Below are 17,923 nucleotides of genomic sequence, written 5' to 3'. Positions count from 1 at the left end.
GGAAACCAACATGACCCCCTCCCCCGAAACCGGCGTGCGCGACACGGCCGTCTACAACCTCGCGCCCGGCAGCGTCGCGCGCGGCCAGAACTTCTTCGTGCAATGGATCGAAGGCGACGCGCCGTTCGCGGCGCAAAGCGCGCGCGAGATGCTGTTGCTGCTGCCCGAAAGCGGCGCGCGGGTGCGCGTGGGCGCCGCGGCGGCGCAAAGCGTGCCGGGCCGCAGCGTGTGCGTGCTGCCCGCGGGCGACGTCGAAGTGACATGCGAGACGGGCGGGCGCGCGGTGCTGCTCGCTTCGTCGCGCGCGGATCTCGCGCCCGGCGTCTCGATCAACGAGAACGACTACGCCACGCCCGACGCGCGCATCGTCGGCAGCGATGCGGGTTATGCGCGCACGCGCGGCAACGGCGAGCTGCAAGTGATCCGCATCGACGACATCGTGCCGCCCGCCGACAAGCCGCGCCTCAAGATGCTCCAGAGCGACACGCTCAGCATCAACTGGGTGGAGTATCAGGACGCGCGCGACCGCTCGAAGCTGAGCCCGCACAGTCACGCGAACTTCGAGCAGGGATCGCTCGCCATTGCGGGCCATTTCGTGCATCACCTGCGCGTACACTGGGGCCCCGACGCGAACCAGTGGCGCGAGGACCAGCATCTGGAAGCGGGCCCGGCTTCGCTCATCGCAATTCCCGTGCAGATGATCCACACGACCGAAGGCGTGGGCGACGGCCGGCATTTGTTGATCGACGTATTCTCGCCGCCGCGCGACGACTTCATCAGCAAGGGCTGGGTCGCCAACGCCGGCGATTACGCGCGTAGCTGATGCCGCGCGCGCGCGTTTGCTCACGCCGGGCCGGCTTGCGCCGCGCGCAGGCGCGCGAGCGCATGAACGGCCTGCATGAGCGGCGCGTCGTAGCCCAGCCGCGCCGCGCATTCGAGCGGCGCGCCGAGGATCGCTTCGAGTTCGAGCCGCCGGCCCGCTTCGAGGTCTTGCAGCATCGACGTTTTGATCGTGCCCAGCGCGCGCGTTTGCGCGATGCGCGCTTCGATGTCGATGTCGACGGCCAGGCCCGCGCGGCGGCCGAGTTCCGCGCACTCGCGCATCAGAGCGGCGAACACGGCGTGCGTGCGCGCATCGTCGATGATGCGGTCGGTGCTCGCTTGCGTGAGCACGCTGAGCGGATTCGCGCAGACATTGCCGAGCAGCTTGAGCCACAGGTCGCGGCGAATGTCGCGGCTGGCCGTGGCGCCCAGACCGGCTTCGGCGAGCACGTTCGCCCAGTGCGCGGCGCGCGCGCTCACGCCGCCGCCCGGCTCGCCGATCACCACGGCGCCGCCGCTGCGATGCACGACCACGCCGGGCGCGGGCGCGCTGCACGACGCCATCACGCTGCCGCCCAGCACCCGTGCGAGGTCGATGGCGCGCTCGATGCCGCCTGCCGGATCGACGCTTGGCAAACGCAAGCCTTCGAGCGGCTGGCCCGGCACGAGAAAGTACCACCACGGCAAGCCGTTGCCGACCGGCAGCACCACCGTGCCCGCACCGACGAGCGGCGCGAGCGACGCGGCCAGCCCGGGCAGCGCATGCGACTTGAGCGCGATCACCACGAGGTCCTGCTCGCCGAGCGCCGCGCAATCGTCGGCGGCGTTCACGTCGATACTGCGCTCGCCCTCGCCCGGCGACGTGTAGCGCAAGCCGTGTTGCGCGAGCGCCTGCAAGGTCGCGCCGCGCGCAAGCATCGAAACGCGATGGCCCGCGAGCGCGAGACGCGCCGCGAAATGTCCGCCGATCGCGCCCGCGCCGACGACCGTGATGCGGTTCGAAACAACGTTCATGAATCCCTCTTTCGCGTGTCGTTGCGTTTGGCCGTATTGTCGCCGCGCGGCGCCGGCCCCGACGCGCGATTCGCACGCTTTTCTCCTGGCGGAACGCGAGCGGGTTCGCCGGCTCGCGCCCGCCCCTGAAGGAATCACCACGATGTCCATCGACAGTTCGATTCTCCGGCGCGTCACCGCGCAACTTTACGAGCGCTCGCTCAAGGCGATCCCCAACGACACGCGCGCGTTCCTGCAACGCGCCGCGACCACGGAAACCGACCCCACGGGCAAAGCCACGCTCACCATCATGCTGGAAAGCGCGGACGGCGCGAAACGCAACGGCACGCTCGTGTGCAGCGACGTGGGCATTCCCACGTACAGCGTGAAGATCGGCACGCGCGTGCGGTTCGACGGCCCCGTGCGCGGCGCGATTCGCGACGGCTTCGCGGAACTGGCCGCGAACATCTCGCCGCCCATTCTCAAGATGGTGACGAATCCGCTCACGCACGAGCGCGGCTACGCGGGCAAGGACATGCCGATCGTGAGCTTCGACGTGATCGACGAGGCCGATTACGTCGATATCGTCTGCGCCCCGAAAGCGATGGGCACGGGGCGCTGGGAAGCGATCGAGGCGTTCGTCTATCCCACGCACGAACAGATCGAGCGCTTCGTGCTGGACACGATGATGCGCGCGGGCTCGCAGCCGTGCCTGCCGCTCGTGATCGGCGTGGGCATCGGCGGCACTTTCGATCATGCGGCGCGGCTCGCGAAGGAGCAGATGCTGCGCCCGTTCGGCCAGACCAACGCCGAACCCGCGCTCGCGCGCATGGAGGAGCGCTTGCTCGGCGCGATCAACGCCATGGGTTTCGGTCCGATGGGCACGGGCGGCGACACCACTGCGATGGCCGTCAATATCGACTATTCGGCAAGCCACGGCTTCGTGCCCGTTGCCGTGTGCTTCAACTGCTGGATCAACCGGCGCACGGCCGCCCGCATTCATCACGACGGCCGCGTCGAATTTCTGGAGAACTAACCATGAGCGTGATTCGCGATCTGCAATTGCCGCTCGCGCGAGACAGCGCGCTCGATCTGAAGCTCGGCGAAATGGTGCGCGTGTCGGGCGAGATCACCGTGAGCATCGGCTTGCCCACGCATAAGCGGCTCGCCGAAGCGGCGGCGACGAGTGCGCCGTTGCCCGTCGATCTGCGCGGCGGCGCGTTCTTTCACTTGAGCACCTACGTGAAGGACACGCCCGAAGGCGCGGTGCCGCTCTATATCAATCCGAGCACGAGCACGCGCTACAACGCGTTCATGCCCGCGATCATCGGCGGTCTGGGCGTGCGGCTGGCCGGCGGCAAAGGCGGCCTCGACGAAGCGAGCGCGCAGGCGATGCGCGAGAGCGGCTGCGTGTATCTCTCGTTTCTGGGCGGCGGCGCGCATCTGCTTTCGCAGGCGCTGCGCCGCGTGGTGGCGATGAACTGGACCGAGTACATCTCGCAGTTCCGCCTGCTCACGCTCGAAGTCGAGAAGCTCGGGCCGGCCACCGTCGCCATCGACGCGCACGGCAACAGCCTGTATAGCCAGTTGCACGAGCGCGCGGCGGCGCGCCTGCCCGACATCACGCGCGCGCTCGGACATCGCTGAAAATCAGGCGCGCGCGCGCGTGCATCCGCTCAGAAGTTCGCGTGCAGATTCACGAACGCGCTCAACGACTCGCCCACGTAGGCGCCCGCCGCATTCGCCGCGACGAAGTAGCGCCGGTCGGTTAGGTTGTGAACGTTGAGGTCGACGCCCCAGCGATGCGCGTCGTAGCCGAACGCCGCGTTCGCGATCACATACGAAGGGATCGAATTGACGTTGGTGATGTCGCTATACGTGCGGCTCACGTAGTTCACGCCCGCGCCCACGTGAAAACCCGGCACGCCTGCAATCGAAAAATCGTACGCAGTCCAAAGATTCGCCATGTACGCGGGGGCGCCTTGCGGATGATTGCCCACTGACGCGATGCCTTGCGGGTTGTCCGTGATCTTCGCGTCCTGCGCCGTGAAGTTCGCGATCATGTGCCATTGCGGCGTGAGCGTCGCGTCCAGCGAAGCCTCGGCGCCCTTGGTGCGCTGGCTGTCGAACACCACGCTTTCCTCGCCGTCGACGGTGGTGAGCGCCGCCACGTTGTCGCGCGAAATGTCGAACAGCGCCGTGTTGAGCACGTAGCGGTCGTCGAGGAACGCGAACTTCACGCCCACTTCGTATTGCAACGCCGATTCCGGCGCGCCGATGCCGTTCTGCGTGTTCTCCGAATTGAAGTTCGCGAGATGGCTTTTCGAAACGCCCACATACGGCGAGATCCACGGCAGCACTTTGTAAAGCACGCCCACGTTCCAGCTCACGGGCGCGTCGTGGCGCGAGTCGGTCACACCGGCCAGCAACGGGTCGCCTTGCGTGTCGAAGCGGCCCGGCACGGAAACGTTCGGCGTGAGCGAGGTGTCCCACCAGTCCTGGCGCACGCCGGCGCGCACCTTGAGCTTGTCCGTCACGTCGATCTGGTCGGTCGCGTAAAGGCTGTAGTTGTTCGCGACCAGATGATCGTTGTCGCACGAATGCTTCGCGTCGCAAAGAAATGCTAGCCCCGCCAGCGACGTTTCGGGCGGCACGGGCGCGAAGGCGTCGGGAATGTTCGGCAGATCGGCGGTGGTGCGTTCGGTGTCGATAATCTGATGCTGATACTCGAAACCGGTGAGCAAGGTATGCCGCACGCTGCCGGTGCTGAAACGCCATACCGGTTCGAGCTGATAGTCGAAGCTGTTATCCGAATCGTCCTGCTGGCGCAACTGCCGCCCGACCACTTCGCCGCCGCTCACTTTCGTGCTCGTGCTGTCGCCGTTACCGAGCACGTCGAGGCTGCGATGCAGATACGAAAAGCGATTGTTGATCGTGAGCACGTCGCTCAGCTTCCATTCGTCGCTGAGCGTCGAGCGCACGTAGTTGCCGCGCGCATAGGCGAACGGCGTGGAGTATTTGGCGTCGCGCGAAACGTTGCTGATGGGCGTGCCGTGGAAGTAGATCAGCCCGTAAGAATCCGGCGTTTCGTGAATATCGCGCGCGTCGAGCGTGAAGTCGATCTTGTGATGGTCGAGCTTCCACTCGAGCGCGGGGCGAATTTCCTCGTCGCGGCTCGCGAGGTCGCGAAATCCATCGGAGTGCGAAATAGTGGCGTCAACACGATAGTTCAGACCGGCAACGCCGGTCGGCCCCGTAACGTAACCGCTGCCCGAAACGGTGCCGAACGAGCCCGCCTGAACGTTGCCGCCGAAGTGGAAGTCGGCGGAAGGCGTGTAATGCACGATGTTGATCGTGCCGCCCGGCGGCCCGCTGCCGAGCAACGCGGAGCCCGGGCCTTCGAGCACTTCGACGCGCTCCACGCCGTTGAGCGAGTGCGAGATGCCGCCGAGCAGATCGCCATCGGAAAAGCCGTCGTTGTAGATCTGCGCGTTGAGGCCGCGAATCAGGAAGTGATCGTAATAGCCCTTGGTGTCCTGGCCGCCCACGTTCACGCCGCTTGCGTTGCTCACGCCCTGGCGCAGCATGGTCGCGCCCTGCTCCGCGAGCAGCGCATGCGGGATGATCTGCACGCTCGCGGGCAAGTCCTTGAGCGGCGTGCCGGTCTTGCTCACGCTGGCCGCCTGCTCGGGATCGTTGAGGTTGTCGGCGGCATGGCGCGGCGCGCTGGCCTGCACCCGAACGGCGGGCAGCGTGGCGAGGTCGCTGCTCTGCGCCGCGGCCGGGACCGAATGGGCGATCGCCAGCGCGAGCGCCGGGCCCGCGAGCGCCGCGCGTTGTTTGCCGCGCGGTCTGGAGCGGCGGGGAATGTTCACGTTGTCTTCTCCTGTTTCATGCGTCGTCGAGGGTGGTTCTCATGGCGCGGGTCGGCGCGCGGGCCGGCGTGGTCGATCGTTCAATCAGTAACGCAATTCATAACGATTCGTATTCACCATCACGAATACACGCCGGCCAGATACACGCCGGCTAAAGACCGACGTCATCCGGCGAGCACAGCGTTGCGCCTGCGTTGCACTTACATTGCGCTGCCCGCCGAGTCATACGCTGCCGTGCGCAACCCACGCGCACCGGACCCACGCGCGCCGAAGCGCGGGCAGCTTCGTATGAACGAAGCATCCCGCCGCGTTATTCCCTCGCTCAGCAAAAAATTTTCGAAGATGGCGTTACGCCGCGCGCAGATGTTCCGTGTGCATGTCGCTCAGGCGGCTCAGCAAAATGCCGTAACCGGTGAGATGGCCGAGATAGACGCTCGTGTAGACGCCCGTTGCGGGCAGCGCTTCCACCAGCGCCTGAAGCGCCGCGAGCGGCAGCGGATTCGCCTCGAGCGCGGCGCGCTCCACGCGCAGGTCCGCGCGCAGGGCAAGCTCGCGGTGTACGGTCACGAGGCGCGCGAGTCCGCGCCGATAGCCGTCCCGCCACGGCGTGTCGAGCGCCTCGAACTGCGCGTGGAAGGTGTCGAGCGTTTCGAGAAACGAGACGATCGAATCGAACAACTCGTGATAGCACCAGAACAGCGGCACCCGGTCGCGGTTGCGCTGCAAATGCGGCGAAACCCACGACTGTTCGAGATCGGCCTTGAGCAGATCGTGCGCTTCCTTGAGGCGGCTGCTCGCGAGCCGCAATTTGGCCGTCGCGGCTTTCAATTGCGTGCGATCGAGCGTGTTGTCGGCAACATCGCCGAGCAGCGCCGCCGCCGCCTCGTTGCCTTCGTTCACGAGCGTGTTCGCCCAGAAGCCGTGGTCGGGCGGAAACACGATCTGCTGGATCACGAAGCCGAGCAGCATGCCGAGCACCACGCCGATAAGCCGCTGCTCGAGCAGCGGGATGTGCTCGCCGGTGTAGAGCACGAGCGTCATCGGCACGGTGATGCTCGTCATCTGGAACACCGACGGCTTCATGCGCACGATCGTGAAAATCACCACGGGCAGCAGGATCACGCCAAGCCACATGTGCGGCGCGGTCAGCCAGATCAAGAGCGTGCCGATCGGCATCGCGACCACGTTCGACATCACGCGCTTGTAGAAGTAGCCGCGCGCCGCCGAGATCGAGCTGCCCATCGCGAGCGTGAGCATTGCCGAGCCGGAAAGCGCCACGGCCGCGTCGGGATAACCGAGCGCGTACGGAATGCCGAAGCCGATCCACATGCCGAGCGTGAGCTTCGCGTATTTCGCAAGCTCGGAAAGCGAAAACCGCGCGACCGCGCGGCGCCAGGGCGTGAGCGGCTTGTGTACGTAGGAGGTGGAGACCATGACGGGGCGTCGATTGCGTTTGGGCGAATGACCCGCATGCTAATACGAGTTGCGCGAGCCGGCCCGCTTGTCGAAGGCTCGCGCCGCACGCTTAACGCGCCTCGCGGTTTTTTCGTCGATTCGTACGCCGAAATATGTGCGCGCGCTCAAGTCGTCGCGCGAGCGCGGCGGCGCGGGTTTACGCAAGCATCGTTCCTTTCGAATTATTTCGCATTTCTTTCGGCTTTTTTTCATTTACCGTCATGGCGAACAGATGACGTTCGCATTGCGAACCTGTCGCTTTCCCGAGTAAGAGGTGTGTCATGACGATAACAACGACCCTCTCCATTTGCTTGCCGACGTGCGATCGCCCCGACCTGCTCGTGCGCTGTATCGACTCGTGTCTCGCGCAGACGCATGCAAACATCGAGATTGTCATAGGAGACGATTCACGCGACGAGCGCACGGCGCGCGCGGTTGCCGAGCGTTACCGCGACGAGCCGCGCATCGACTATCGGCGCAACGTTCCCGCGTTGGGCCAGGCGCGCAATGTGGCGAGCCTTTTCGAGCGGGCGCGCGGCAGCAAGATTCTGCTGATTCACGACGACGACTCGCTGCTTCCCGAGGGCATCGCGCGCTTGCTTGCGCCATGGCGGCACGATCCCGATCTGGAAGTGACGTTCGGCGACCAGTACGAAACCGATCACGACGGAAACATCGACTACGCGGCGAGCCGGCGCATGAATCACGCGTATCACCGCACGGCGGGCGCGGCCGGGCTGCAAACGCCGCCAGGCCGCGCGGGCATCGTGCAGATGTTTCCCAACAACGGCTGGCTCGCGAACGCGGATCTCGTCAGGCGCATCGGCTACGACGCGCAGTACGGCGCCTGCTGCGACTTCGTGTTCGGCGTGCGGCTGTGCCTCGCCGCGCGGCGCGTGTTCTATGTGAACGCACATGTCTCGTGTTATCGCAAGACCGATACTTCGGTATCCCAGGCAACGCGGCACACCATGCAGGCTTCGTCGATCCAGGCGTGGCATTTTCTCCGCGATCTGGCGTTGCCGCGCGAACTCGAACCCGCGCGCAAGCTCGCGATGAAACGGCTCGTGCCGATCGTTGTTTCGCTGCATGCGCGCAATCGCGAAGCCAGCGCGGGACTGCTGCTGGCGCTCGGCAATCTGCATGCGTATCGCTTCGGCCTGAGCGCGCGGCTTTACTATCATCTGCTGATGATCTGCAACGGCGCGCGACGCGGGCACGAGAAAACGGCGGCGCTGCCCGGTCTGCCGGACGATCCGCCCGTGGTCGACACGACGCGCGCGCGTATGCCCTAGCGTTATTGCATGCTGTCGAAACGGCGCGCGCCATTGCTTAGGTATGCGAACGAGTTGGCTGCGGATGGCGAGTGCGATTCACGGCCATGCGTTCGAGCGATCGACCGCGCCTTGTTACGCCAGCGGTTCGAAGCCGTCGGTTTCTTCGAAGCGCGCGGGATCGCGTAGTGGCGCGCGTGGTTTATGTCGACATTTGCAGTGAAAAAATTCGAGCTTTTCGATTTTTTCGCCACCGGCCGCCCCAAGTGCATACACTTAGAGACGTCGATCACGCGCCGTGTCTTTGTTACAATCGCCGGCGCCGCGACCGGACGCGGCGTATCGAGGAAAAGCGCATGGATGAAGACGTCGACGTACACGCCGCACCGGACGCAAACGAGCAGTCGAGCGTGGCCGAAATCGTCGACTGGGTGGCGCGCGGCATCATCGAAGGCCGGCTGCGTCCCGGCGACGACCTGAATTCCGTCGATCTCGCGAAGCGCTTCGGCGTGAGCCGCACACCCGTGCGCGAGGCGCTGTTCACGCTCGCGCGCGAAGGTCTCGTCGACTGGCCGCCGCGCCGCCGGCCGCGCGTGGCCGCGATGGACCTCAAGGAAGTGCGCGAGATCTACGAGTTGCGCGCCGTGCTCTATGGCCAGGTGTCGCTCGCGATCGTCGAACGCGCCACCGCCGAAGACATCGACGCGCTCTGGCGCGCGCACGCGCGGCTCGCACACGTGGCCGCGCAAGGCGACGTGGACGGTTATTTCTGGGCCAACGTGGCGTTTCGCGACGAAGAACTGCGCGTGAGCCGCAACGGCATCGTCAAGGAAGTGCTCGACTCCATGCGCATGCGCACCAATCGTCTGCGGCACTTGAGCACCTCGCTGCCGGGCCGCCTGCAACGCTCGTGCGCCGACCATCAGCGTCTGTGCGAAGCCTACGCCGAGCGCGACGGCGTGCTCGCAGCCGCGCTCAACCGCTCGATCGTGATGGGCGCGCTGCACGCCATCGAAGCCGCCTGGGACACCATGCGCTAGCCGCATTCGGCGGAGACGGCCATTCGGGGCACGCGCCCCTATTTATTTAGGCGAAAATGTCGCCTGCGTGCCGTTCGTCTCACACCGGCGTCATGCATTGCGGCGCCGCGAACCGCCGCGCGCGCCGCCCCGCCAAGCTTGCCGAAAGCCCGGCGATGCCAGATACTTGACGATTCGACCGAATTCCCTCCGCTTCTCGTTCTCCGGGTTCTTTTTCATGAGCACAATTCTCGAAAGCCTTCCGACCGGCCAAAAGGTCGGGATCGCGTTCTCCGGCGGCCTCGACACGAGCGCCGCGCTGCACTGGATGAAGCAGAAGGGCGCCGTGCCCTACGCGTACACCGCGAACCTCGGCCAGCCCGACGAAGACGACTACGATTCGATCCCGCGCCGCGCGACCGAATACGGCGCCGCCGGCGCGCGCCTGATCGACTGCCGCGCGCAGCTCGTGGCGGAAGGCATCGCCGCACTGCAAGCGGGCGCCTTCCACATCACCACGGCCGGCGTGACGTACTTCAACACCACGCCGATCGGCCGCGCCGTGACGGGCACCATGCTCGTGGCCGCGATGAAGGAAGACGGCGTCAACATCTGGGGCGACGGGTCGACCTACAAGGGCAACGACATCGAGCGCTTCTACCGGTACGGCCTGCTCGTCAATCCCGACCTCAAGATCTACAAGCCGTGGCTCGACCAGCAGTTCATCGACGAACTCGGTGGCCGCGCCGAAATGTCGGAGTTCATGCGTCAGGCGGGCTTCGCGTACAAGATGTCGGCGGAAAAAGCCTATTCGACCGATTCCAACCTGCTCGGCGCGACGCACGAAGCAAAGGATCTGGAAAGCCTCGAATCGGGCATCAAGATCGTCAACCCGATCATGGGCGTGGCGTTCTGGCGCGACGACGTGAAGATCGACCGCGAGGAAGTGACGATCCGCTTCGAGGAAGGCCAGCCGGTCGCGCTGAACGGCCAGACGTTCCCGAACGCGGTCGAGCTGATGCTCGAAGCGAACCGCATCGGCGGCCGTCACGGTCTGGGCATGAGCGACCAGATCGAGAACCGCATCATCGAAGCCAAAAGCCGCGGCATCTACGAAGCTCCGGGCCTCGCGCTGCTGTTCATCGCTTACGAGCGCCTCGTGACCGGCATCCACAACGAGGACACGATCGAGCAATATCGCGAAAACGGCCGCCGGCTCGGCCGCCTGCTCTATCAAGGCCGCTGGTTCGATCCGCAAGCCATCATGCTGCGCGAAACGGCGCAGCGCTGGGTCGCGCGCGCCATCACGGGCGAGGTGAAGATCGAACTGCGCCGCGGCAACGACTATTCGATTCTGAGCACGAAGTCGGACAACCTGACGTATCAGCCGGAGCGTCTGTCGATGGAAAAGGTGGCGTCGACGTTCTCGCCGAAGGATCGTATCGGCCAACTGACGATGCGCAACCTCGACATCACCGACACGCGCGACAAGCTGCGCGTGTATTCGCAAGTCGGTCTGCTCGCACCGGGCGAAGCGTACACGCTGCCGCAAATCAAGGGCGACGGGAAGTCGTAACCGGCGCGTAGCCCAATGAGAAAGGGGGAAGGCTTGCGGCCTTCCCCCTTTTGTTTTTGGCGCTGCGATTTGAGGCGGTTTATGCTCGCTGCTTGCCGGCCGCTTGCGCTCAGAGTTCCTTGAGCCCGTCGATATCGACGATACGAATGAGCTTGCCGCGTGCGTCGATCAAATTGCGCTTCTGGAAACGCGACAGAATGCGGCTCACCGTTTCAAGCGTGATGCCGAGATAGCTGCCCATGTCCTCGCGCGACATGCGCAGATGAAACTCGGCGTGCGAGTAGCCGCGCTGCCAGTTGCGCTCGGAAACGTCGAGCAGAAAGGCGGCCACGCGCTCCTCCGCCGACAGCGAACCCAGCACCATCATCTGCGAGGCTTCCTGGTTGAACTGGTCGCCGAGCAGCCGGTGCAGACGGTCCTGCATCGTGCCGACCTCGCGGCACAGGCGCTTGAGCGCGCCATACGGCATCGTGCAGATCGAGCTGTCCTCCAACGCGATGGCGCTGAACGCATGCACGTCGCTCGCGATGCCGTCGAGCCCGAGCGCTTCGCCCGCGAGCCGCAGCCCCGTGATCTGCTCGCGGCCATCGTGATGCACGATCATTGTCTTGAGCGAGCCCGAGCGCACCGCATAGAGGTTGTCGAAGCGGTCGCCCGAACGGTACAGCGCCTCGCCGCGACGCACGCGGCGCGCGCCGCAAATCAGCGCTTCGAGCTTCGGCAAGTCTTCGGCGGGCAGGCCTTGCGGCATGCAGAGGTGGCGCATGGCGCAGCCCGAGCAACGCGGAGCGGCCGAGATTGCCCCGACCGGTGCGCGGCTCGCCGGGCGCGCAAGGGTATCGGTTCCTGCGGCGGGTGACAGCATCGGACGACTCCTGTTAATGATTCCGGGTCATTGTCACACCGCCCTGCGCGCCTGCGCGGTGGCAAAATGACGCGCACCTGAACCGACAGTCGTTGAGCCTTGTCAGGAGGCCGTCTGAAAGAATATGCCGACGCAACCGTCGGTGTCAGCCGCCAAAAAAACAACAAATGGTTGAGTTAAATGCTAGCCGTTGTGTGCGCAACCACGTTTGTTGTGCATGGCCGACGCGTATTCGTCTGGAGAGTTGTCCACAGTTTTAGTGGAAAACTCTGTGAAGAACGCGTGGTGCGACCACCTTAATCCCTTGATCCGGCAAGGATTTTCGAGGCCGCGTTACGGTCGGGCTGCTTGCTCATCAAGCGAGCGCAATCGGGCTTCGCCGGCGCCGTTTTCCATACGCTTGCCCCGCGATCAGCCGCCTAGCGTCTCTGCAAACGCTTTCTACGCGCCGAGCTGCTTCATCTTGCCGTAGACGAACTGGCCGAAATACCACGAGAGATCGGAGTGGTTGAGAATGTTGGCGTCCGACAGCGCGCCCGCCTCCAGCTTCAGACGGCGCAGCATGAGCTTACCGGCCTGCGAGGCGATGTAGAGACGCACGAGTTCCTTGCGCGTTTTTTCGTCGGCGGATTCGAAATGATCGCGGCCGCGCTTGACTTCGTCGTTGCGCTGCGCCCTCGCCTCTTCATCGCGCGCCGCAATGCTCTGCTTCACGGCGGCGGTGGCAGCCTCCTTCGCGGTTTCCTTCTCGGTTGCGGCAATCGCCAGCTCCGACTGGATCGCGACCATCTTGCGCTCGGCCTCCGACACCTGCCAGTTGTGGCTCAACGCTTTCATCAGATAACCGGCCGGGCTTTTCGTGACCTTGCCCTGATTCAGTCGAAAGCGCGTGTACTCGATTGCCTGTTGAATGCGCTCGTCGGTCCAACTCATGCGGTGCTCGGCAATCACGTCGAACTGCTTGTTGCTCAGGCCGAACTCCTCCTTGAGCGTAAGCAGCAGATCGTGCGCGTCGGGCTGCCGGCTCAGCATTGCGGCGACCGTGTCCTTGCGCTTGAGGCGGAAACGGATCTTGTTGATTTTACGCGAGGTTTCGGAGTCGGCACGGGTCTCGTAACTGACTTCGATATCGGAAAGCTCGTTGATCTGGCGCACCGCCGGATCAAGGTACTTCGGCCGGAAATGCTTGAATTCGGACGCGCTCGTGCCGAGCTTGCCGGGCCAGCGCCGCATGACGTCGAGTTCGATCCAGTCGGTGACGCCCGCGACCACGTAAGGCATCACGAAGTCGTAGATCGCGCGCGCATAGGTTTGCGAAAACGACGCGGTGATGCAGAGATTCAGCCAGTGATGCTTGTCCGGCCCGGTGATGTGGCGCAGCATCAACGGCGGAATGCGAAACTGGATGCGCCCCTTGCCGATCTTGACGCTGCCCATCAACTGCTCGGAAATCCACTGGTCGTCTTCGTTGGGTGCGCGGTCCGGCGGCGTGTCCGTGACTTCGATCAGCACGCGCTGCGCTTCCTTGATCACGCTTTGCAGATGGCGCACGTTGCGGCTCTCGTAGCGCATGAGCCACTTGAAGTAATTGAGGTCGACGTCGTAGGTTTCGCGCGGCACCGGTTCCTGCGCAGCGATGAAGTACGCGGCGTCGATGAAGCGCCGCGACGACAGCCCCAGCCCGTTGATGGCCACGAACACGTTGTTGCGCTGAAATCCGATCTCGCGCGTGCTTTCGTTGATCGGCTGACCGGACATCTCCTCAAAGAGACCCAGCGCCATCTGCTGTGTGGTCGTACTTCGCCCGTTCACCTCCGACATTCACGCTCTCCCCGTCGACATTGGCCGGGACTGTATCACTCCCCAAACACAAGTCAACACAATAAACGTTACCGCAAGCGGCGGTTTTGGCAGCCGGTCGCACAAAAAACGTACCGTTCTGCACAAATATCGCTGCAACAGGGACACAACAAACTCGACATCCGCGCACATAAAACGGCACATTCAGCACAGAAAACGGTGCTTTTTCTGGCTAAGCTCTTGAAAAGACCAGAGATTGGCTGCTGTGTTTGTTGGTTTGTGAGGTTTTGTTTTTAAGTAAACAAACCAACCGGCGTCCAATATAGATGCTTTGGGCAAAATTTCGCGCTCGGCGTATCGCGAGATGCAGAAGAAATTCGCACCCGGAAATGGCTGGAGTTAGCCGATTGAGGGCGACAGCGCGAGACGACTGCATTCGGACGGCCCCACAAAAATCGTAATTTCGATGTTGCCCATGCGTGCTTAAGGTAATGATTTTTGTGCCGATTGGGAGCGCAAGGGCAATTACCAGGGTATTCCCTGGTCGGGAAGTGCTGGCCGAACATCTGCCTCCTACTGGATGAAGACTGCTGGGCCGTGTTGGTAACGGATTTTGTGCAATTGAATTTACGGTCTTTGCGGCAAGCTTTTCGTGCGGAAGGCATGTGCGGGATTGGCGGTAACGGAATTTGTGCAGGGCGTTGGTAGCACGATCCCTCGGAAATGGCGTCAACGGTAACGGAATTTGTGCAAGAAGCAGCGAGCGCGTCTCCGACGCTGTTGCAAGCGTATGTACGTGGCCGAGTTGCCGAAGATATGTCAGCCGACGAGGAGGTAAGAGGTCGAGGTTTTTGTGCGGGTTGCTTTGAGCACGCGCTTTTTATGGCGCTTAGAACCACAGGGGTAACGGTTTTTGTGTCGTTCGCACATTGCAACGCTGGGATCGCTTCCGTCGAAGCACAAAAAGCGTTGCCGTTGTCGCGGTCGGTCGCGGGGGTGCCTTTTTGGCGAATCGAACAACTTGCTCGGTGTCAAATTGTCCGCTCCGGAACGTCGGCACCTTCAAAGCCGACCCGCGACCTTTGAATTCGCGATTTCTTCTCGCGATTTCCTTACGGCATCTGCACAAAAATGAGGCACTTACGCGCAAAGCGATTTAGAGGCCCTTGGCGCCGTCGATTGCGGCGCCTAGGCGAATGCCTTGGGCGAAGGTAGCGAAGCCTTTAGCGGCCGTTTTAAAAGGTCATTTTTTGAAATAGCGATCTCGATTAGTGTGTTTTTATACGCTTTTCCTGTATTCTACGCTTTATCTAAATTCCGTTAGAAAGCGTATTAATGGCAAAAACTATCGAATTGCCGTCGATCGATCGACGCGTGGATCTTTCCGCGATCACTGAGTTTGCCGAAGAGGCCGGACGTCTTTCGGAAGAACTTCGAGAGATGATGCTGGCTCCCCGGCCGCGAAAGATGGCGCCCACTTTTACATCGGCGCAAGTGGCCGAGATGTGCGGCATCGACCGGATCAAGCTGAATAACCTGCTCGCCACGCGCGAGGGCTTGCCGCAAGGTGTCGCGCAAGGCTCCGGCCGTAGCCGCGTATTCACGCTGCCCGAGGCGCGAACGTGGGTGCAGCAAGTCTCCGATATCTATCAGACGCCGTTGCATACCGGCGTGCGCGACGCAGACGGCAAGGTCATTCTGGTCGCGAACTTCAAGGGCGGATCGACGAAAACGACCACGACGATGTGCCTCGCGCAAGGTCTCACGTTGCGCGGGCGCAGGGTGCTGCTCATCGACCTCGATCCTCAAGCCTCACTGACGGAACTGTGCGGTCTTTACGCAGAGAAGGAAGTCACCGAGGATAGCACGGTGCTTCCGTTCATCTACGACCCGCAAATGGAAGGCGGCCTGCTCAATTTCGTGCAGGAAACGTATTGGGACGGTCTCGACGTGATTCCTGCCCACCCCACACTCTTTTCCGCGGAATTTCATATTCCCGGCACGGTGATCAAGAATCCGGGCTTCAAGTTCTGGGATCTGTTGCGCCAGGGCGTTGAAGCGCTGCGCAAGCAATACGATTACATTCTTCTCGATACCGCGCCGTCGCTTTCCTATCTGACCATCAACGCCTTGATGGCCGCCGACGCCATGGTCATGCCGTTGGTGCCCGAGAGCCTCGATTTCATCAGCTCGGTTTCTTTCTGGAGTCTTTTTTCCGATCTTGCGCACACGATCATGGAGCGCGGTGACGAGAAAACCTACGACTTCGTTTCGGTGCTGCTTTCGAAGGTGGATTACGGCAAGACGTCGTCGGCCCCAGTGGTGCGCTCGTGGGTGCAGCGCACCTACAAGGACTGGGTGAACGCGCTCGAGGTGCCGGCCAGCTCGGCAATGAGTAACGGCGCGCTCGCGATGGCTACGGTTTTCGACATCAGCAAAGGCGACCTCGCGGACAAGACGGTGGCACGGGTTCGCCAGCCGCTGACCGACTACGTTCGATGGATCGACGATCTCTACGTTGAACAATGGAGGGCCGGCAAGTGAGTTCTTTTCGCGACAAAATGGCGGCGAAGACGGCCGAACTGGGTTCGTCGTCGGAACGTCAACCGACCGAGCGGCCCGCCGCACCGATTACGACCGAGCCTCGCCGTAGCAGCGCGTTCAAGACCGGTCCGGGAATGTTGGGCGCGCTGGCCGTTGCTCAGCAGCGCATCCAGGAACTGGAAAGCACGAGCGACAAACTGATGCTGCCGGTTAGCGCCATTCAACCGAATCCTTGGCAGCCGCGCAAAGTGTTTAGCGATGATGGACTTGCATCGCTTGCCGAATCCATTCGGGAAGTCGGACTGGTCGAACCCGTCGTTGTGCGGCGCGCCGAGAACGGTTATCAATTGATTGCAGGTGAGCGCCGTTTGCGCGCACATGTGCTGATCAAGGCGCAGGACATTCGCGCGTCCGTGATCGAATGTTCCGATCAGGATATGGCGGTGCTTGCGTTGGTCGAGAATGTCGGACGCGAGGATTTGACCGATTACGAGATTGGCCAGTCGCTGAGGCGGGCGGAGCACGAGTTTCCTAATCGCAAGCGTATGGCCGAGGCGCTGGGTATGTCGCGTAAAGGCTTGTATCGGTTCCTGGCGTTTGAAAACCTACCGGACTTCATCAAGCGCGATCTCGATTTGAATCCGCGATTGCTGGGCGGATCGGCCGCTGACGAGGTTGTGTCGGTGATCAAGAAGCACGGTAGCGCAGGAATGGTTGCGGCGCGGGATCTGTGGCCTGCCGTGGTTTCGCGTTCGCTCGACCAGGGAAAATTGGCGACGGCGATTGCTGCGCAGGCTAGCCGGGGACAGGCGGCCGAGAGCGTTTCGGAGCGTAGTATCGAGAAGATTTTCTCGGGCAAGAGTCACGCTGGGAGCATTACGAAAGATACGAATAGCTTCACGGTCAAGCTGAAGACCGGTGTGCTGTCGGACGCACAGGAGACGCAGATTCGCGAACTTATCAGCCAGTTATTTAATGTTAAGCCTGGCTGATATCGTCTGTTATTGGTGATGTTGTTTTGAAGCCCGCGCAAGCGGGCTTTTTTGTTGTGTGTCGAGTCGACACACGGGGTTTAAGGTTGAGGCGCTGGGATGAGCGGCGGCGTTAGAAGAAAGCAAGCGGCGGTGTACGAGTGTGTCGAGTTGACACACAGCGGCGGACTTGGGTGCAGCATGAGCTGTGATGGGTCGGCAAGCGTGGGGCGATTAGCGGGCGTCAGTGTGTCGAGTCGACACACTGACGCGGTAGCAATGGAGCGCGTTGAGGGCAACACGGGTATCCATAGCGCAATCGTGAGGGCTTTCATCAGGAGCACTGGAGATGCCAGAGTTCTCGTGTTCAACACGGGTTAAATCTTATGCTGACTGCCGCACGAATCGGTCTGCGTAAACATAGCGAACTGATTCATTGCCGTCTTCCGGTCGCGAGCAGAACAGCTCAGACGGCGCGAAGGTGACGTTGCGCAGCGCCAGCAGACCGGCTTGGTTGCGGTACCGTTGGTTAGGACGTGGCTCGGAGTCTGGATAATCGCGTCGCCGTGAGTTGATATTTTCAACGGCATTCGTTGTGTCGATTATCTCGCGTACGCCTCGTGAAATGCGAAGAATAGAATGACGCCACTTAGGCGCTGCGCCACGTGGTGCAAACCGCGGGAAGTTTCTGTCCCCGGTGCCCTTGGAAAAGCACGCAGCTCGGCCTAC

At 62.7% G+C, this 17,923-nt stretch carries 14 protein-coding genes; 8 read left to right on the top strand and 6 right to left on the bottom strand.

What is annotated here, in order from left to right; genetic code table 11:
- Positions 1-10 precede the first annotated feature (10 nt).
- On the top strand, positions 11-823 hold the full coding sequence (locus tag U5805_RS00830; protein WP_322101529.1) for a hypothetical protein: 813 nt from the start codon (positions 11-13) through the stop codon (positions 821-823).
- Positions 824-843: 20 nt separating this feature from the next.
- Here the strand turns inward: U5805_RS00830 and U5805_RS00825 are convergent, their stop codons facing one another.
- Positions 844-1,836 carry a 2-dehydropantoate 2-reductase gene (locus U5805_RS00825; protein ID WP_322101528.1) on the bottom strand — a complete coding sequence of 331 codons (993 nt, stop codon included), beginning with the start codon at positions 1,834-1,836 and terminating at the stop codon, positions 844-846.
- Between the two features lie 142 nt (positions 1,837-1,978).
- Here U5805_RS00825 and U5805_RS00820 point away from each other — a divergent pair, with 142 nt between their 5' ends.
- Together U5805_RS00820 and U5805_RS00815 are read left to right on the top strand one after the other, a co-directional pair.
- Entirely contained in the window at positions 1,979-2,851 is an 873-nt protein-coding gene (locus U5805_RS00820; protein ID WP_322101527.1) for a fumarate hydratase, read from the top strand.
- Positions 2,852-2,853: 2 nt separating this feature from the next.
- Positions 2,854-3,462 carry a fumarate hydratase C-terminal domain-containing protein gene (locus tag U5805_RS00815; protein WP_322101526.1) on the top strand — a complete coding sequence of 203 codons (609 nt, stop codon included), beginning with the start codon at positions 2,854-2,856 and terminating at the stop codon, positions 3,460-3,462.
- Positions 3,463-3,491: 29 nt separating this feature from the next.
- Here the strand turns inward: U5805_RS00815 and U5805_RS00810 are convergent, their stop codons facing one another.
- Positions 3,492-5,690, bottom strand: a complete 2,199-nt coding sequence (locus tag U5805_RS00810) for a TonB-dependent siderophore receptor (RefSeq protein ID WP_322101525.1) — start codon at positions 5,688-5,690, stop codon at positions 3,492-3,494.
- A gap of 348 nt (positions 5,691-6,038) precedes the next feature.
- On the bottom strand, positions 6,039-7,124 hold the full coding sequence (locus tag U5805_RS00805) for an FUSC family protein (RefSeq protein WP_322101524.1): 1,086 nt from the start codon (positions 7,122-7,124) through the stop codon (positions 6,039-6,041).
- A 302-nt stretch (positions 7,125-7,426) separates the two neighbouring features.
- On the opposite strand from U5805_RS00805, the gene U5805_RS00800 reads away from it, so the two are divergent.
- Positions 7,427-8,440, top strand: coding sequence for a glycosyltransferase family A protein (locus U5805_RS00800; RefSeq protein ID WP_322101523.1), 1,014 nt, complete (start codon positions 7,427-7,429; stop codon positions 8,438-8,440).
- Positions 8,441-8,442: 2 nt separating this feature from the next.
- On the opposite strand, the gene U5805_RS00795 is transcribed toward U5805_RS00800, so the two are convergent.
- Positions 8,443-8,799 carry a hypothetical protein gene (locus U5805_RS00795; protein WP_322101522.1) on the bottom strand — a complete coding sequence of 119 codons (357 nt, stop codon included), beginning with the start codon at positions 8,797-8,799 and terminating at the stop codon, positions 8,443-8,445.
- Here U5805_RS00795 and U5805_RS00790 point away from each other — a divergent pair.
- Positions 8,776-9,459, top strand: coding sequence for a GntR family transcriptional regulator (locus U5805_RS00790; RefSeq protein WP_322101521.1), 684 nt, complete (start codon positions 8,776-8,778; stop codon positions 9,457-9,459). The genes U5805_RS00795 and U5805_RS00790 overlap by 24 nt on opposite strands.
- A gap of 217 nt (positions 9,460-9,676) precedes the next feature.
- Positions 9,677-11,014 carry an argininosuccinate synthase gene (gene argG, locus U5805_RS00785; RefSeq protein WP_322101520.1) on the top strand — a complete coding sequence of 446 codons (1,338 nt, stop codon included), beginning with the start codon at positions 9,677-9,679 and terminating at the stop codon, positions 11,012-11,014.
- A 109-nt stretch (positions 11,015-11,123) separates the two neighbouring features.
- Here the strand turns inward: argG and U5805_RS00780 are convergent, their stop codons facing one another.
- Positions 11,124-11,879, bottom strand: coding sequence for a helix-turn-helix domain-containing protein (locus tag U5805_RS00780; protein ID WP_415914515.1), 756 nt, complete (start codon positions 11,877-11,879; stop codon positions 11,124-11,126).
- Between the two features lie 441 nt (positions 11,880-12,320).
- Positions 12,321-13,700: a replication initiation protein gene (locus U5805_RS00775; protein WP_322101518.1), complete on the bottom strand. Its 1,380-nt coding sequence runs from the start codon at positions 13,698-13,700 to the stop codon at positions 12,321-12,323.
- A gap of 1,314 nt (positions 13,701-15,014) precedes the next feature.
- Between U5805_RS00775 and U5805_RS00770 the strand changes: the two genes are divergently transcribed.
- Together U5805_RS00770 and U5805_RS00765 are read left to right on the top strand one after the other, a co-directional pair.
- The gene (locus tag U5805_RS00770; RefSeq protein WP_322101517.1) at positions 15,015-16,223 is read left to right on the top strand and encodes an AAA family ATPase; all 1,209 of its coding nucleotides are present in this window, start codon (positions 15,015-15,017) and stop codon (positions 16,221-16,223) included.
- Positions 16,220-17,215, top strand: coding sequence for a ParB/RepB/Spo0J family partition protein (locus U5805_RS00765; protein ID WP_322101516.1), 996 nt, complete (start codon positions 16,220-16,222; stop codon positions 17,213-17,215). Before U5805_RS00770 ends, U5805_RS00765 begins: the two co-directional genes overlap by 4 nt.
- Positions 17,216-17,923 lie beyond the last annotated feature (708 nt).

It is taken from the genome of Paraburkholderia sp. J41 (assembly GCF_905220235.1).
GTDB lineage: Bacteria > Pseudomonadota > Gammaproteobacteria > Burkholderiales > Burkholderiaceae > Paraburkholderia.
Note: the sequence above shows the minus strand (reverse complement) of the source record. Positions and strands in the feature narration are given on the sequence as shown.

What these genes read in the sequence shown, in the direction of transcription:
- U5805_RS00830 (WP_322101529.1), top strand. Translation starts at nt 11, where the DNA reads ATGACCCCCTCCCCCGAAACCGGCGTGCGCGACACGGCCGTCTACAAC.
- U5805_RS00825 (WP_322101528.1), bottom strand. Translation starts at nt 1,836, where the DNA reads ATGAACGTTGTTTCGAACCGCATCACGGTCGTCGGCGCGGGCGCGATC.
- U5805_RS00820 (WP_322101527.1), top strand. Translation starts at nt 1,979, where the DNA reads ATGTCCATCGACAGTTCGATTCTCCGGCGCGTCACCGCGCAACTTTAC.
- U5805_RS00815 (WP_322101526.1), top strand. Translation starts at nt 2,854, where the DNA reads ATGAGCGTGATTCGCGATCTGCAATTGCCGCTCGCGCGAGACAGCGCG.
- U5805_RS00805 (WP_322101524.1), bottom strand. Translation starts at nt 7,124, where the DNA reads ATGGTCTCCACCTCCTACGTACACAAGCCGCTCACGCCCTGGCGCCGC.
- U5805_RS00800 (WP_322101523.1), top strand. Translation starts at nt 7,427, where the DNA reads ATGACGATAACAACGACCCTCTCCATTTGCTTGCCGACGTGCGATCGC.
- U5805_RS00790 (WP_322101521.1), top strand. Translation starts at nt 8,776, where the DNA reads ATGGATGAAGACGTCGACGTACACGCCGCACCGGACGCAAACGAGCAG.
- argG (WP_322101520.1), top strand. Translation starts at nt 9,677, where the DNA reads ATGAGCACAATTCTCGAAAGCCTTCCGACCGGCCAAAAGGTCGGGATC.
- U5805_RS00780 (WP_415914515.1), bottom strand. Translation starts at nt 11,879, where the DNA reads ATGCTGTCACCCGCCGCAGGAACCGATACCCTTGCGCGCCCGGCGAGC.
- U5805_RS00775 (WP_322101518.1), bottom strand. Translation starts at nt 13,700, where the DNA reads ATGTCGGAGGTGAACGGGCGAAGTACGACCACACAGCAGATGGCGCTG.
- U5805_RS00770 (WP_322101517.1), top strand. Translation starts at nt 15,015, where the DNA reads ATGGCAAAAACTATCGAATTGCCGTCGATCGATCGACGCGTGGATCTT.